This is a genomic window from Exiguobacterium sp. Leaf187 (assembly GCF_001423925.1).
GTDB lineage: Bacteria > Bacillota > Bacilli > Exiguobacteriales > Exiguobacteriaceae > Exiguobacterium_A > Exiguobacterium_A indicum.
Genome location: NZ_LMPR01000009.1, coordinates 986,992 through 1,003,176, shown reverse-complemented (window position 1 = coordinate 1,003,176; position 16,185 = coordinate 986,992). Strand labels below are relative to the sequence as shown.

Sequence of the window (16,185 nt, the reverse complement as noted above, 5' to 3'; positions counted from 1 at the left end):
AGCTTACCTCCTTTTTTTAATTCAAGAAAGGAAGTGAAACGAATGGAATGGTTGGAAATTGCGAAAATCGCCAACACGCACGGTCTAAAAGGGGAATTGAAGTTACTTGCAAGCACGGATTTCCCGGAAGAACGCTTTAAGGTCGGAAAAGAAGTCTTTCTCGGCTCTGAAGGCACGTATACACCGGTAACGATCAGTGGCTACCGGAAGCATAAACAATTCATCATGGTGACGTTCAAAGGCATGCATCATATCAATGACGTCGAGAAGTACAAAGGATTGAAACTCTATGTCCATGCAGAAGACTTACAGGACTTAGACGAGCATGAATTTTACTATCATGAGATCATCGGTTGTACGGTTTATGACGGTGAGACGAAAATCGGAGTCGTATCCGACATTCTCGAAACGGGCGCAAATGACGTCTGGACGATCAAACGTGACGGAAAAAAAGACGTCCTGATTCCGTATATCGAACAAGTCGTCGCTTCCGTCGACGTCGAACAGAAACGCATTCAGATCACGCCGCTTCCGGGACTGATCGAAGAATGAACATCCGTGTATTGACGTTGTTTCCAGAAATGTTTTCAGCGCTTGACCATTCGATTGTCAAGCGAGCGCAAGACGATCAACACGTCATACTTGAAACCATCAATTTTCGAGATTTTTCAACGAATCGACATGGTAAGGTCGATGATTATCCGTATGGTGGAGGAGCGGGCATGCTGTTGACACCTCAACCCGTCTTCGATGCGATGGCAAGTCTACCGGAACGAAAACGACGAATCATCGTCATGACACCGACCGGTAAACGGTTTTCGCAACGAATGGCGGAAGAGTGGGCAAACGAAGAAGAATTGGTCTTCTTATGTGGTCACTATGAGGGGTTTGATCAGCGAATCCATGATCAGTTGGTGACGGATGAGGTCTCGCTCGGAGATTTCGTCTTGACGGGAGGAGAACTCGCTGCGATGACGATGATTGACGCCGTCGTCCGCCTCTTACCGGACGTCCTCGGTGCGTCTGCGAGTCACGAAGATGATTCCTTCTCAACAGGACTTCTCGAATACCCGCACTATACACGTCCGGCAGAATATAAAGGGTACCGAGTACCCGATGTTTTGTTATCAGGCAACCATGCCCGGATTGAAAAGTGGCGACGGGAACAGTCGCTGAAGCGGACATATGAGCGGCGCCCTGATCTTCTCGTGGATGCATCGTTAACGGATGAAGATCAGCGTTATTTAGACTCGATTTCAGGATTGTCAAACGACTGAATCTATGATAAGTTAAAACATGTGGCAAAAGCCACCCATTAACGATGTTCCGCTGTCGGATGCTTGAAGCAAATGAAGATAAGAACATTGGTGAAAAAAGGAGAAATCATTCATGAACACACAACAATTGTTCCGTGAACTTACACAAGAACAAATCAAGTCAGACGTCCCTGCGTTCCGTCCTGGGGATACAGTCCGTGTACACGTTAAAGTCGTCGAGGGTACGCGTGAGCGTATTCAGCTCTTCGAAGGCGTAGTCATCAAACGTCACGGTGGCGGCATCAGTGAAACATTCACAGTCCGTAAAATTTCTTACGGAGTTGGCGTTGAGCGTGCTTTCCCGCTCCACTCACCACGTGTTGCACAAATCGAAGTCGTTCGCTACGGTAAAGTCCGTCGTGCGAAACTTTACTACCTCCGTAACCTTCGTGGTAAAGCGGCGCGTATTAAAGAAATTCGTCGTTAATCATGTGAAAAAGTGGCTTGTCTCCGGACAAGCTTCTTTTTTTTGCTGTTTATGCGTATACTAGTCCTTAGGAAGAAATTGCGTTTATCAAGGGAGTGGAATTCGTGAAGGAGTTATTCAGTTGGGTAAAGGCGCTCGTCGTAGCGCTCGTCATCGCGTTCATCATTCGAACGTTTCTGTTCGTACCCGTCATCGTTGATGGGGAATCGATGATGCCAACCTTACACAATGCGGATCGAATGATCGTCAATAAGATCCCATACTATTTTAATGAACCAGAAAGAGGCGATATCGTCGTCTTCCATGCAACGGAAACACGAGACTACATCAAACGGGTCATCGCTGTTCCGGGAGATACGATGTATTACAAAGATGATACATTGTATGTCAACGATAAGAAAGTCGCCGAACCGTATTTGAAAGAATACAAAGCCCAGATGAGTGGTGTGCCATTGACGGAAGACTTCACGCTTGAAGAGCGAACAGGAGAGACGACTGTTCCAAAAGGAAAAGTATTCGTCATGGGAGATAATCGTCAAAATTCAAAAGATAGTCGTGATATCGGTTTTGTGGATGAAGATCAAATCGTCGGAACGACGAACTTCGTCTTCTATCCATTCAATGATGTACGCTCTGTCGATTAAAACGAACGAAGATGAGACGCTTGCCGTTAAAAGTAAGCAGCTCATCTTCTTTTCTTGTCTGAAGTTGCGTATACTAGGGAGTGGATGTTTTTTCATGTATCGTATGATCAGCAAGAAGTCCAGGAATATATGAACGAGGTGAAGGATATGACGATTCAATGGTTCCCCGGTCACATGGCCAAAGCACGTCGGGAAGTCACAGAAAAACTAAAGTTGATCGATGTGGTGATCGAACTCGTCGATGCCCGTCTTCCGATGTCGAGCCGTAACCCGATGGTCGAACAGATCACGGCAGGTAAGCCGCGACTGATTGTCCTCAACAAGGCGGATATGGCGGATAAACGAGTGACGGAGCAATGGATGCAGGCATTACGAGCAGATGGTGTTGATGTCGTTGCGGTTGACGCGAAGCACAATAAAGGATTGAATCAAATCCATGAGGGTGCTTTACGACTAATGAAAGAAAAACACGCACGGATGCGGGAGAAAGGGCGGAATCCGAGTGCGATCCGTGCCTTGATCATCGGCATTCCGAACGTCGGGAAATCGACGCTCATCAATCGACTTGCTGGCCGAAATATCGCTATCACGGGTGACCGTCCGGGTGTGACGAAACGCCAGCAGTGGATCAAGATGAAGACAGGTGAGATGGAATTACTTGATACACCAGGTATCCTCTGGCCGAAGTTCGACGATCAAGTCGTCGGATATCGGTTAGCAGCGACAGGAGCGATCAAGGATGACATCTTAAACATCGACGATATCGCACTATTTGCCCTTCGTGAGCTAAAGACACGTTATCCGGAGCAGTTACGTGAGCGCTATCGACTCGACGAAGTATCGGGAGAAGCGGTTGATGTACTTGAAGCAATCGGTAAAAAACGTGGTTTCGTCTCAGGTGGCTATGTCGATTTCGAGCGGACGAGCGAAATGCTCCTGCATGAGCTACGAACGGAAAAGCTCGGTCGGGTGACGCTTGAAACAGTCGAAGAATGGGAAACGCATGCATAACGGACTTGGACATCCTTTGATGTCCAAGTTTTTTTCAAAGGAGCAGGATGTATGAAGATAGCAGAAGTAAAAGAACGATTGCAAAAAGCAACACTAGAAGAATTTATTCAATTGAAGCAGGAACTGGCTTCAGATACGCGAAAAGGGGTGCATACGCTGTTTCGTCAGACAGAACGACGATTTGCACTCGAAGAGCAGCAACGGATCGATTTCAAGAAACGACTCGCATTTGAAGACGAGTATCGTCAGCAAGGATACGTTCGAATTGCAGGAGTGGACGAAGTCGGGCGAGGTCCACTAGCTGGTCCAGTCGTCGCAGCAGCGGTCATCTTACCAGACGGATTCTATCATCCAGGACTAACGGATTCCAAACAGATGAGTAAAGTACAGCGGCAAGCGGCACTGAAGCATTTGCAAGAAGTTGCTGAGATTGCGATCGGCATCATCGAACCGGCTGAAATCGACGAAATCAATATCTATCAAGCATCGAAACGGGCAATGCAAGACGCAGTTCGTCAACTCAAACCAGATGCCTTACTTGTCGATGCGATGACACTCGACGACGATACACCACAACTCTCTCTTATCAAAGGAGATGCGCGGAGTGTCTCCATTGCTGCTGCAAGTGTCGTTGCGAAAGAGACACGAGATGCGATGATGGAACAATACGCGATCGAGTATCCGGGATATGGATTTGAAACACACGCAGGTTACGGAACACCCTTACATTTACAAGCGCTCGATACACTGGGCGTCACACCGATTCACCGGAAAACATTCCGTCCTGTCAAAGAACGTCTTTAGGAGGAATCGAGCATGCAAATCGAACATCGCGCCTTACTTCCATTTAAAATCATCGATCATGCGAACCTACCGTTACGGGAAGGCGCAAACATCGTCGGTAAAGTTTTAAAGCTGTTGCCGGACGGATTAATGGAACTCCAAGTCGGTCAACGCGTCTTGACGGCAGGGACGACAGCTGAACTAAAAGAAGGGAACATGTATCGCTTTCAAGTCGTTTCAGCAGAGGGACAACCGGTTTTAAAAATCATCTCGACCGAGTCTGTTCCGCAAAAGTCGGCTCTCCCCCAGTTACTCGACTCCTTTTTACAACGCCAGACGGTACCGACTGCGGAAACACGGGAACTCCTAAGGCAAATTGGTCAACCGGTGACGGAAGGAGAAGCGAAGCAGTTAAAACACGCCCTTACCGAACTCGTTCAACTGGCAAAGGGTGATGAGACAGGTCGAACGCTTGATCGAAAGACGAGTGATCAGATTTTAGCGCAACAACTCGTTCAAGCAACGAACGAAGCAGGGAAAGGAGTCTATTTATTTCAATTACCTCAATTTGGACCGTTCGAAGATGTGGATCTCATGATGGAAGCACCGTTCGAACGGACGTTTGATCCAAATCATGCCCGTGTCGTCTTATATCTTCAATTACCGACGCTCGGTGAGGTCGCTGTCGACGTCTTGATCGCAGACCGGAATGTTTCGATTTCCGTCTTTCATCCGAATGCGCACGTCAATACGTTCATGCAAGCCTACACACCGCAAATTCAGACCCGTCTTGAGGAACAAGGCTATGCATTGACGCGATTCGATTGGGTCGAACAGACGAAAGAGCGCGTACCGCATGATATCTCAACGCGTAACGGAAGGGTGGATCTTCATATATGAAAAAAGCAATAGCTCTATCATACGAAGAACAGATGCATGCCCCAAAAGTCGTTGCTAAGGGATCGGAACACATCGCAGAACGGATTTTAGAAGAGGCATTAAAACATGATATTCCGATCCGGCAGGACGAAACGTTGATGACGTTACTAAATGCTGTTCAAGTATCAGAACAGATTCCGGAAGAATTATACGGTGTCATTGCCGAGTTATTTGCCTTTTTATATCGTCTCGATCAAGATGAAATTCTGAAAAAATAAAGCTTTCGGTCGATAACGATAGACAGCGCTTCCAATTTTAACTACAATGAAAGAGCCGAAACTAAAGGGGTTAAGGGGGATTTTTTCATGAATGTACATGAGTATCAGGCAAAAGAATTACTTCGTTCGTACGGTGTACCCGTACCAAACGGAATCGCAGCCTTCACCGTCGAAGAGGCGGTCGATGCATCAGAACAATTATCAGGCCCGATTAAAGTCGTCAAAGCTCAAATTCACGCGGGGGGACGCGGTAAAGCAGGTGGCGTCAAGCTTGCGAAATCGCAAGAAGAAGTGAAAGAATATGCGACGGAGTTACTCGGCAAAACGCTCGTCACGCACCAAACAGGTCCAGAAGGAAAAGTCGTTCAACGTCTTCTCGTCGAAGAAGGGTGTGCGATTGACAAAGAATACTATCTTGGAATCGTACTTGATCGTGTGACAGGACGTGTCGTCATCATGGGATCAAGCGAAGGTGGTATGGACATCGAAGAGGTAGCGGAAGCGACACCAGAAAAAATCATCAAGGAAGTCGTCGATCCTGCAGTTGGTCTTCAAGGATTCCAAGCGCGTAAACTTGCGTTCGCAATGGGTGTTCCTGTGAAGCTCGTCAACAAGTTCGTCGGCATGGTCACGAAACTCTACAACTTCTTCGTCGACAAGGATTGTTCGATCGCAGAAATCAACCCACTCGTTACGACGAAGGATGGCGAAGTCCTCGCACTGGATGCGAAGTTGAACTTCGACTCAAATGCATTGTATCGTCATGCGGACATCGTGGCGTTACGTGATGAAACAGAAGAAGATCCACGCGAAGTCGAAGCATCAAAGAGTGATTTGAACTACATCGCGCTTGATGGAAACATCGGTTGTCTCGTCAATGGTGCTGGTCTTGCCATGGCAACGATGGATATCATCAAACACTTCAGTGGTGATCCTGCGAACTTCCTCGATGTCGGTGGTGGTGCGACGAAGGAAAAAGTAACAGAAGCCTTCAAACTGATCTTATCGGATGAGAACGTCAAAGGGATTTTCGTCAACATCTTCGGTGGAATCATGAAATGTGATGTCATCGCAGAAGGTATCGTTGCGGCGACAAAAGAAGTCGGTCTCGAATTGCCACTCGTCGTTCGTCTTGAAGGGACGAACGTTGATGCAGGGAAACAAATTCTCAAAGATTCAGGTCTAGCGATTACAGCAGCTACATCAATGGCAGACGGCGCAGAAAAAATCGCTGCGCTCGTGAAGTAAGGGGGAGCTAAAGATGAGTATTTGGGTGAACGAATCGACGAAAGTCATTATTCAAGGGATTACTGGTAACCAAGGGATGTTCCATGGTGAACAGATGATCGACTACGGCACAAACCTCGTAGGCGGTGTCACACCAGGAAAAGGCGGTACGGAAGTACTCGGTGGTGTTCCTGTCTTTGATACGGTCGCGCAAGCGGTCGAAAAAACGGGTGCGAACGCATCGATCATCTACGTACCACCAGCATTCGCAGCGGATGCAATCATGGAAGCAGCAGATGCGAACATCGCGTTGATCATCTGTATCACGGAAGGTATTCCAGTTCTTGATATGGTCAAAGTAAAACGTTACCTCGAAGGCAAACCAGTTCGTCTCATCGGACCGAACTGCCCGGGCGTCATCACTCCAGGTGTCGCGAAACTTGGTATCATGCCAGGATACATCCATACACCAGGTCATGTCGGTATCGTCTCACGTTCTGGGACTTTGACATATGAAGCTGTCCATCAATTGACGACTGCTGGTATCGGTCAATCGACAGCTGTTGGTATCGGGGGTGACCCGGTCAATGGAACGGACTTCATCGATACGCTCAAAGCATTCAATGAAGATCCAGAAACAAAAGCCGTCATTATGTTAGGGGAAATCGGTGGAACAGCTGAAGAAGAAGCGGCTGAGTGGGTCAAAGCGAACATGACGAAACCAGTCATTGGTTTCATCGGTGGTCAAACAGCTCCTGCCGGCAAACGGATGGGTCACGCAGGTGCGATCATCTCTGGCGGTAAAGGAACAGCTGCTGAAAAAATCAAGACACTCCGTGCAAACGGAATTGAAGTGGCAGAAACACCAGCTGTCATTGGTGAGACGTTAATCCGTGTCATCAAAGAAGCAGGGATCTATGACGAGTGCGTGACGAACAGCACAGTCAAATAAATCAAAAAAAGAAGCTGTCCTGATCAAATCAGGACGGCTTTCTTCTATATAAATAAGAAGCTTAAATAAGGAGCGCTGATCTCATGAAACGTGAACTGTATGTCCGCTTCGCCATGTGTCAGGTACCGTACACGATCGTCCGATTGATTGAGCAATTCGGAATCGTTCCCAGTCATGAATTACCCGTTTCGACGCGTCTTCGAAAACGGTATGAACAAGCATTACAGCTTGATTGGATCGAAGAGTCGATTCTAGTCAAAGGAGATCCACTGTTTCCGACTGTGTTACTGACGATCCCTCAACCGGTCTATGCCCTCTTTTACCGCGGTGATCCGTCCCGCTTAACACTTCCACGCGTCAGTATCATCGGTAGTCGAACCCCCTCACCGCACCATCTTTCCCGTATGCGTTTCTTGCAACCCTTCTTTCATCCAGATCTCGCCACCGTTTCCGGAGGTGCCTATGGTATCGATGCCCTCGTCCATCGCTTGTCCTTAAAACATCAGCAGATAACGATCGCAGTTCTTGCTGGCGGACTTGATCGCCTATATCCTACTTCCCATGCTACTCTTTTTGAACGTATCCTCTCGAACGGTCTTCTTCTCTCCGAATATCCACCCGGAACTCCTATTCAAAAATTTCAATTTCTAGAACGGAATCGAATCATTGCTGGATTATCTTCATCATTGATCATCGTCGAAGCGGCGAAACGAAGCGGTACGATGAATACTGCCAGTCACGCGCTTGACCAAGGAAAAGATGTCTATTGTTTGCCGGGTTGTCCAACTGAATCGTTCTTTTCCGGAACGAATCAATTGATCGCAGAAGGAGCGATTCCACTCCTTGATCCGGAAGAAGTTTCAAAAAGTATTCGGCTGAACGTTGACAAATGGGAATCGAGACTACTATGATAAGTGAGATTAAAATACGAGTACGCCTCTAATAGGGAGCGATTGCAATGGCAAAATATCTAGTAATCGTCGAGTCACCCGCTAAGGCAAAAACCATTAAACGTTATCTCGGATCCAACTATACCGTGAAAGCGTCGATGGGGCACGTCATTGACTTGCCGAAAAGCCAAATGGGAGTCGACGTCGAACATGACTATGAACCGAAATATATCACGATCCGTGGTAAAGGTCCGGTCTTAAAAGAACTCAAGACAGCTGCGAAAAAAGCACAAAAAATCTATCTCGCAGCCGACCCCGACCGTGAAGGGGAAGCGATCGCATGGCATTTAGCTAAAGCATTAGGCGTTGATGAATCAACGGAGTGCCGCGTCGTCTTCAATGAAATCACGAAAGATGCCATCAAGGATTCGTTCAAGCGACCACGCAAGCTCAACTATGATCTTGTCGATGCGCAGCAAGCCCGTCGTATCTTGGACCGCCTTGTTGGTTACAGCATGAGTCCGTTATTATGGAAGAAGATTAAAAAAGGGTTATCTGCGGGACGCGTTCAATCCGTTGCCGTCAAGATGATCATCGATCGTGAACAAGAAATCAATGCGTTCATGCCTGAAGAATACTGGACGATCAAACTCGAACTCGATGCAAACGGTGAAAAGCTCGAAGCGAACTTCTACGGAGTCGATGGCAAGAAGCGTGAACTTCATTCGCAAGAAGAAGTCGATCAAATCTTGAATCAACTCTCAGAAGACTTTACAGTTGATTCCGTCACGAAAAAAGAGCGGAAACGGAATCCGGCGTTACCGTTTACGACGAGTTCTTTGCAACAGGAAGCAGCACGTAAGCTGAACTTCCGAGCGAAGAAGACGATGATGATCGCACAACAGCTATACGAAGGAATCGAAATTGGAAAAGAAGGTACAGTCGGTTTGATCACGTATATGCGTACCGATTCGACACGGACGTCAGATTCGGCGAACCTCGAAGCACACGGGTTCATTGAGCAGGCGTACGGAAAAGAATACATCGCAAGCGAGAAACGTAAAGAAAAAAAATCAGCGAACTCACAAGACGCACACGAAGCGGTTCGTCCAACTTCGACGATGCGCGAGCCGCAACTCGTCAAATCGTATTTATCGCGTGATCAGTTCCGCTTATATAAACTAATTTGGGAACGGTTCGTCGCAAGCCAGATGGCGCCAGCGATTCTCGATACTGTCAAAATCGATCTCGTCTCGAACGACGTCACGTTCCGTGCGAACGGGTCGACCGTTAAATTCCCGGGCTTCATGAAGGTCTACATCGAAGATACGGACGATGAGGCGGTTTCAGACGTCAAGGAAGGACTACTTCCTCCACTCGATGAAGGGGAAGAGTTGAAACAATCAGCAATCGAACCGAAACAACACTTCACACAACCACCACCACGGTATACGGAAGCACGTCTTGTCCGGGCGATGGAAGAGCTCGGTATCGGTCGTCCGTCGACGTATGCGCCGACGCTCGATACGATTCAAAAGCGGGGTTACGTGACGCTTGAAGAGAAGAAATTCTTACCAACGGAACTCGGTGAACTCGTCATCGATATGATCAGCGACTATTTCCAAGAGTTCATCACTGTCCAGTTCACGGCAGACATGGAAGCTTTACTCGATGCGATCGAAAAAGGTGACATGCAGTGGACGGAAGTCGTCGATCCAATCTATAAGTCCTTTGCAAAGCGTCTGACACGAGCAGAAGCAGAAATCGAGAAGATTGAAATCAAAGATGAACCGGCTGGAGAAGATTGTGAAGTCTGTGGTCACCCGATGGTCATCAAGATGGGACGTTATGGCAAGTTCATGGCGTGCTCGAACTTCCCAGAGTGTCGTAATACGAAACCGATCCAAGTCGAGATCGGTGTGAAGTGTCCGACATGTGGAACGGGCGACATCGTCGAACGTCGTAGTAAAAAAGGACGTTTGTTCTACGGTTGTTCGAACTATCCGGAGTGTGAGTTCGTCTCATGGGATAAACCGGTCGAAGAACCATGTCCGGTATGTAGTAGTATGATGGTACAAAAGAAAATCAAGAACGGTGTGAAAGTAGAATGTACATCTTGTGGACATCATGAAACACGCATCGATCAGGAGCAAGAGGAGGAATGACCGTTGAAACGTGTAACGGTAATCGGCGCGGGACTTGCAGGTTCTGAAGCAGCATGGCAACTTGCAAAACGCGGCGTACAAGTAGATTTATATGAAATGCGGCCTGTCAAACAGACACCCGCGCACCATACAGACCAATTCGCTGAACTCGTCTGTTCGAACTCACTTCGAGCGAACCAGTTAACGAACGCAGTTGGTGTCTTAAAGGAAGAGATGCGTCAGCTCGATTCCTTGATCATGAAAGCAGCAGACTTAGCGAGCGTTCCAGCAGGTGGAGCACTTGCTGTCGATCGGCACGACTTCGCAGGATATGTGACGGAAACGTTGAAAAACCACCCGAACGTTACCGTCCATCATGAAGAAATCGAAGCGATTCCAGATGGTCCGACGATCGTCGCGACGGGTCCGTTGACGAGTGCGGCATTATCGGAATCACTTAAACAATTCACAGGTGAAGATTACCTATACTTCTTCGATGCAGCGGCACCGATTCTCGATGGAGACACGATCGATCGTGAGAAGGTTTACCTGAAATCACGATATGATAAAGGCGAAGCTGCCTACTTGAATTGTCCAATGACGGAAGAAGAATTCCAGCTCTTCTATGATGAGCTGATCAATGCGGAAGTCGTTCCATTGAAGGAATTTGAAAAAGAGATTTACTTCGAGGGCTGTATGCCATTTGAAGTTCTCGCTTCACGCGGACCGAAAACACTCTTGTTTGGACCGATGAAGCCAGTTGGACTTGAAGATCCGAAGACAGGCAAACGACCATATGCTGTCGTTCAATTGCGTCAGGATAACTCAGCTGGAACATTGTTCAACCTTGTCGGCTTCCAGACACATTTGAAATGGGGCGAACAAAAGCGGATCATTCGCTTGATTCCTGGTCTTGAGAATGCAGAAATCGTCCGTTATGGTGTCATGCACCGTAACACGTTCGTCAACTCACCGAATTTATTGAAACCAACGTATCAGACACGTACACGTGACGACTTGTTCTTTGCTGGTCAAATGACAGGTGTCGAAGGGTACGTCGAGTCAGCAGCGTCCGGTTTGACGGCAGGAATCAATGCGGCACGTCTCGTCAATGAGGCGGAACCGGTTACGTTCCCGCAGGAAACGATGATGGGTGCGATGTCGCACTATATCACGACGACGGAAGGGAAGAACTTCCAGCCAATGAATGCCAACTTCGGATTGGTACCAGCACTCGTCGGTCATCCGGTTCGGATGAAAAAACCTGAGAAGTATGCGCTCTACGCAGAGCGAGCACTTGAAGCAATCAAAGATTTCACGGATATGTGATTTTTGATGGGGAGAAAGGCGTGATTTAGCGCTCTTTCTCCCCATTTCTTAATTTGTCATAAAAGCGTGATAATTTCGTTAATTTTTCGGTTTTTGGTCTATTGTCAGACTACTTGGTCTGTGCTATGCTAAGGGCGATTCGAGAATGAAATGGTCAGAAGGGGGCGCATTCATGGGGATAGACACTGCTTTTGAGCGACTGCTAGAAGATTTCATGCGGTATGTTCATATTGAACGTCAATTATCTCCGAATACAGGTCGCTCTTATGATCAAACACTTCGACAATACGCCGCTTTTTGCCGCGATCATCAGTTACGATCGATTGAATTGGCAAGTGCACGGCGTTATTTGTATGCTCTTTACGATCAGGAGCTGGCGCGGGCGACGATTGCACAAAAAGTTTCCTGCCTCAAACAATTTGGTCGTTTTTTGACACGTGACACCGATGAGCCTAATCCCTTCGATGGATTAAAAGCACCAAAACGACAACAAGGACTTCCGACATTCCTCGTCCCAACGGAATATGAACGTTTCCTCGATGCCTTTCGATCGAGTGATACGCTTGGCAACCGGAATGTGGCGTTAGTAGAACTTTTATATGCGACGGGTATGCGGGTCAGCGAGGTCGTTCAACTGGATCTTCGTGATCTCGCGACTGATCACTCCTACGTCCATGTGTATGGAAAAGGTGGGAAGGAACGCATCGCACCAATCGGAACCTTTGCTAAAGATGCATTAGAACTGTACTTACCATCACGAGATCCAGTCGCAGGTCATGAGCAAGCGTTGTTCTTGTCTCATTCAGGGCGTCGATTGACGACGGATGCGATTCGGAAAATCATGAAAAAAGGGGAACAACTCGTTGGGAAACATGTGACACCACATGCGCTTCGTCATAGTTTCGCGACAGATTTACTGGAAAGAGGCGCCGATTTGCGAGCGGTCCAGGAGTTACTTGGACACGCATCGCTGTCGACGACCGGTCAGTATACACACGTAACGACGGAACGATTACGACATGTTTATCAACAAGCACATCCTCGTGCCTAAGGGAGGAAACATTGATGTTTCATGCAACGACGATTTTTGCGATTCAACATAACGGACAATCCGCGATGAGCGGAGACGGACAGGTGACTTTCGGAAACCAAGTCATCATGAAGAAAAGTGCGAAAAAAGTACGGCGCCTCTATGGTGGCAAAGTCATTGCCGGATTTGCTGGAAGTGTCGCGGACGCGTTCACACTCTTTGAAAAATTCGAAGCGAAGCTTGAAATGTATAACGGGAACTTACAACGGGCAGCAGTTGAGCTGGCGAAGGAATGGCGAGGCGATAAGATGTTGCGTCAACTTGAAGCACTCTTACTTGTCATGGATGGAACACATCTCTTACTTGTATCCGGAAACGGGGAAGTCATCGAACCGGATGACGGCATTCTCGCAATCGGTTCAGGTGGTAATTATGCGCTTGCAGCAGGTCGCGCGTTAGCTCGACATGCAAGTCATCTCACAGCAGAGGAGATCGCCCGCGCAGCGCTTGAGACGGCTGGTGAACTCTGTGTCTTTACGAACGATCAAATCATCCTAGAAACGATCGGAGGCAATGACCATGCATGAATTGACGCCAAGACAAATCGTCGAGAAGTTAAATGAACATGTCATCGGACAAGCGGATGCTAAACGTGCGGTGGCGATTGCTTTACGTAATCGGTACCGTCGACAATTACTCGATGCATCGATGCGGGATGAAGTCACACCGAAGAATATCCTGATGATCGGACCGACCGGAGTCGGAAAGACTGAAATTGCGCGACGCCTCGCGAAACTCGTCCGTGCGCCGTTCGTCAAGATTGAAGCGACGAAGTTCACGGAAGTAGGGTACGTCGGTCGTGATGTGGAGTCAATGGTGCGGGATCTCGTGGAAGCGTCTCTACGTCTTGTCAAAGATGAGAAAAAAGAAGCGCTCAAAGATCGAGCGGAAGCAGTGGCGAACGAACGAATCGTCGATGCGTTATCTGGTAAAAAAGCGTCATCTGGTCTCGGTGGTGGAACGAATCCGTTTGAGATGTTGTTTGGAGGGAACCAGAAGCAACAAGAGCCGGATACATCGGAAGCGACAGCCGACCGTTCGTTACTTCGTCAGCAATTACTGACAGGGCAACTTGAGGATCGCATGATTGAGGTCGATGTTGAAGAACGCCAAGTGGATTTATTCTCTGGGCAACAAGGCATGGAGGGACTCGCGAATCTTCAGGATATGCTCGGACAAGTCATGCCGAAGAAAACGAAGAAGCGTCAGCTCACAGTCAAGGAAGCACGACCAATCCTGACGGCGGAAGAAGCGGAGCGGTTGCTCGACTTGAACGAAGTCCATGACGAAGCGGTTCGTCGCGCAGAACAGATGGGGATCATCTTCGTCGATGAGATCGATAAGATCGCGACAAAAGGACATGATTCAGCTGGTGTTTCACGAGAGGGTGTTCAACGAGACATCTTACCGATCGTTGAAGGATCGACGATCGTTACGAAATATGGTCCAGTCAAGACGGATCACATCTTGTTCATCGCTGCGGGTGCATTCCATATGGCGAAACCATCTGATCTGATTCCTGAACTCCAAGGTCGTTTCCCAATTCGTGTCGAACTCGATAGTTTGACAGAAGATGACTTTGTTAAGATTTTAACTGAACCGAATCAAGCATTACTCAAACAATATAAAGCATTATTAGGGGCAGAGCACGTTCATGTCACCTTTACAGAAGAAGCCATTCGTGAAATCGCGCGGATTGCTGCACAGGTAAACGATGAGACGGATAATATTGGAGCACGACGCTTGTATACGATCATGGAGCGCGTCCTTGAAGAATTATCCTTCGAAGCAGCAGACATGCCGGAGACGGATGTGACGATCACGCCACAATACGTGACGGAACGAGTTGGAAAAGTAGCAGATGATCGAGACTTAAGTCAGTTCATCTTATAAAGTGGAGGAAGAAAAAATGAATTTATTGGCGAAAACGCGGAAGCTGAATACGATGTTACAACAAGAAGCGAGCACACATGTTGATTTCAAGGTCATGGCTGATCGACTCAGCGAAGTCATGGAATCGAACACATTCATCGTAAGTCGGCGCGGTAAGTTACTAGGTATCGCAATCAAGCAACAAATCGAAAATGACCGGGTCCGTGGTTTCTTAGAAGAACGTCAATTCCCGGAAGATTACACGAAAAAATTATTTAACGTCACGGAAACGACAGCAAACATTGCCATCGATAGTGAACATACGGCATTCCCAGTCGACAACCGTGATACGTTCGAAACGTCGAAAACGACGATCGTACCGATCATCGGTGGTGGCGAACGCCTTGGTACACTGGTTCTCGGTCGTATGGTGGAAGACTTCAACGAAGAAGACCTCGTGCTTGCAGAGTATGGTGCGACAGTCGTCGGGATGGAAATCCTTCGTGAGAAGGCACATGAGGCGGAAGATAAAGCACGGAAGAAAGCGGTCGTTCAGATGGCGATCAATTCGTTGTCTTATTCAGAACTTGAAGCGATTGAACATATCTTCGAAGAGCTGGAAGGAAATGAAGGACTACTCGTCGCTTCCAAGATTGCCGATCGCGTCGGTATCACGCGTTCTGTCATTGTCAACGCACTGCGTAAACTCGAAAGTGCAGGCGTCATCGAGTCGCGTTCACTTGGAATGAAAGGAACTTACATTAAAATTTTGAACGACAATTTCCTTTATGAGTTAGAGCGTATTAAATCGAACTAAAAAAATAATGAGATACAGCGTATTTTTCGTTAATCGTTTTTAACGTCTGTATTAGATAAGCGATTCTTCTTCAATGTGAGAAGAATCGCTTTTTTTGTTAAAGACGATTTCTTACAAACATCCATCAGGTGATAGAAGAAGCAATGCAGATCCACTCTTCTTTAAATGGTTATCGTAGAGTATCAATGAAAAATACCAAGAAAAGGGGTGGATAAAAAAGTTAAAAGAGAAGGAACTATTTTTATATTTATTCAAAGAAATTACAATTTGGTGTTTTTTTCATTCTGTATTAGATGTATAATCAATTCTGTTGCTCATGAATGAAATATTTTAAATCTTAGTTTAGACATTTTCTGTAAATCATAAATTAGTCCATTTTTATTAATTAAACTTTTTTCTATTCGTAGATGCATAGGTAATATTTATCATTTTTGAACAAAATGGTAATTAAAGGTGAAAAATGAACATCTCATTACCCTTTTTTTAAAATTTATCCTTTTCAAACATTGACCTATTTGTTTCAATT

17 protein-coding genes are annotated in these 16,185 nt (G+C 47.0%); all 17 read left to right on the top strand.

The window, feature by feature from the left end:
• Positions 1–42 precede the first annotated feature (42 nt).
• The 17 genes from rimM to codY all read left to right on the top strand — a co-directional run bounded on the left by rimM (position 43) and on the right by codY (position 15,659).
• On the top strand, positions 43–552 hold the full coding sequence (gene rimM, locus ASF99_RS09560) for a ribosome maturation factor RimM (protein ID WP_023468740.1): 510 nt from the start codon (positions 43–45) through the stop codon (positions 550–552).
• Positions 549–1,277 (top strand): tRNA (guanosine(37)-N1)-methyltransferase TrmD, encoded by a 729-nt coding sequence (gene trmD, locus ASF99_RS09555; protein ID WP_023468739.1) that lies wholly within the window; start codon positions 549–551, stop codon positions 1,275–1,277. Before rimM ends, trmD begins: the two co-directional genes overlap by 4 nt.
• 112 nt (positions 1,278–1,389) lie before the next feature.
• The gene (rplS, locus tag ASF99_RS09550) at positions 1,390–1,743 is read left to right on the top strand and encodes a 50S ribosomal protein L19 (RefSeq protein ID WP_023468738.1); all 354 of its coding nucleotides are present in this window, start codon (positions 1,390–1,392) and stop codon (positions 1,741–1,743) included.
• A gap of 104 nt (positions 1,744–1,847) precedes the next feature.
• Complete coding sequence (gene lepB, locus ASF99_RS09545) at positions 1,848–2,387, top strand: signal peptidase I (protein WP_023468737.1); 540 nt, start codon at positions 1,848–1,850, stop codon at positions 2,385–2,387.
• A 147-nt stretch (positions 2,388–2,534) separates the two neighbouring features.
• A complete protein-coding gene (gene ylqF / locus ASF99_RS09540) occupies positions 2,535–3,398 on the top strand; it encodes a ribosome biogenesis GTPase YlqF (protein ID WP_035396901.1) in 864 nt (287 codons plus the stop codon).
• 51 nt (positions 3,399–3,449) lie between these two features.
• The gene (locus tag ASF99_RS09535; protein WP_023468735.1) at positions 3,450–4,202 is read left to right on the top strand and encodes a ribonuclease HII; all 753 of its coding nucleotides are present in this window, start codon (positions 3,450–3,452) and stop codon (positions 4,200–4,202) included.
• Between the two features lie 12 nt (positions 4,203–4,214).
• Complete coding sequence (locus tag ASF99_RS09530; protein WP_023468734.1) at positions 4,215–5,081, top strand: flagellar hook-length control protein FliK; 867 nt, start codon at positions 4,215–4,217, stop codon at positions 5,079–5,081.
• A complete protein-coding gene (locus ASF99_RS09525; RefSeq protein WP_055968641.1) occupies positions 5,078–5,338 on the top strand; it encodes an EscU/YscU/HrcU family type III secretion system export apparatus switch protein in 261 nt (86 codons plus the stop codon). The genes ASF99_RS09530 and ASF99_RS09525 overlap by 4 nt, the downstream gene beginning before the upstream one ends.
• Before the next feature lie 87 nt (positions 5,339–5,425).
• The gene (gene sucC, locus ASF99_RS09520) at positions 5,426–6,586 is read left to right on the top strand and encodes an ADP-forming succinate--CoA ligase subunit beta (protein ID WP_023468732.1); all 1,161 of its coding nucleotides are present in this window, start codon (positions 5,426–5,428) and stop codon (positions 6,584–6,586) included.
• Between the two features lie 13 nt (positions 6,587–6,599).
• The gene (gene sucD, locus ASF99_RS09515; RefSeq protein ID WP_023468731.1) at positions 6,600–7,517 is read left to right on the top strand and encodes a succinate--CoA ligase subunit alpha; all 918 of its coding nucleotides are present in this window, start codon (positions 6,600–6,602) and stop codon (positions 7,515–7,517) included.
• 83 nt (positions 7,518–7,600) lie between these two features.
• Positions 7,601–8,428: a DNA-processing protein DprA gene (gene dprA, locus ASF99_RS09510; protein WP_055968639.1), complete on the top strand. Its 828-nt coding sequence runs from the start codon at positions 7,601–7,603 to the stop codon at positions 8,426–8,428.
• Positions 8,429–8,475: 47 nt separating this feature from the next.
• Positions 8,476–10,572, top strand: coding sequence for a type I DNA topoisomerase (gene topA, locus ASF99_RS09505; protein ID WP_029342082.1), 2,097 nt, complete (start codon positions 8,476–8,478; stop codon positions 10,570–10,572).
• 3 nt (positions 10,573–10,575) lie between these two features.
• A complete protein-coding gene (gene trmFO / locus ASF99_RS09500) occupies positions 10,576–11,880 on the top strand; it encodes an FADH(2)-oxidizing methylenetetrahydrofolate--tRNA-(uracil(54)-C(5))-methyltransferase TrmFO (RefSeq protein WP_023468729.1) in 1,305 nt (434 codons plus the stop codon).
• Positions 11,881–12,025: 145 nt separating this feature from the next.
• Positions 12,026–12,931, top strand: coding sequence for a tyrosine recombinase XerC (locus tag ASF99_RS09495; protein WP_231496840.1), 906 nt, complete (start codon positions 12,026–12,028; stop codon positions 12,929–12,931).
• Between the two features lie 14 nt (positions 12,932–12,945).
• Positions 12,946–13,497 (top strand): ATP-dependent protease subunit HslV, encoded by a 552-nt coding sequence (gene hslV / locus ASF99_RS09490; RefSeq protein WP_023468727.1) that lies wholly within the window; start codon positions 12,946–12,948, stop codon positions 13,495–13,497.
• Positions 13,490–14,863, top strand: coding sequence for an ATP-dependent protease ATPase subunit HslU (gene hslU / locus ASF99_RS09485; protein ID WP_023468726.1), 1,374 nt, complete (start codon positions 13,490–13,492; stop codon positions 14,861–14,863). Before hslV ends, hslU begins: the two co-directional genes overlap by 8 nt.
• Positions 14,864–14,879: 16 nt before the next feature.
• On the top strand, positions 14,880–15,659 hold the full coding sequence (gene codY / locus ASF99_RS09480) for a GTP-sensing pleiotropic transcriptional regulator CodY (RefSeq protein WP_023468725.1): 780 nt from the start codon (positions 14,880–14,882) through the stop codon (positions 15,657–15,659).
• Positions 15,660–16,185: the final 526 nt, after the last annotated feature.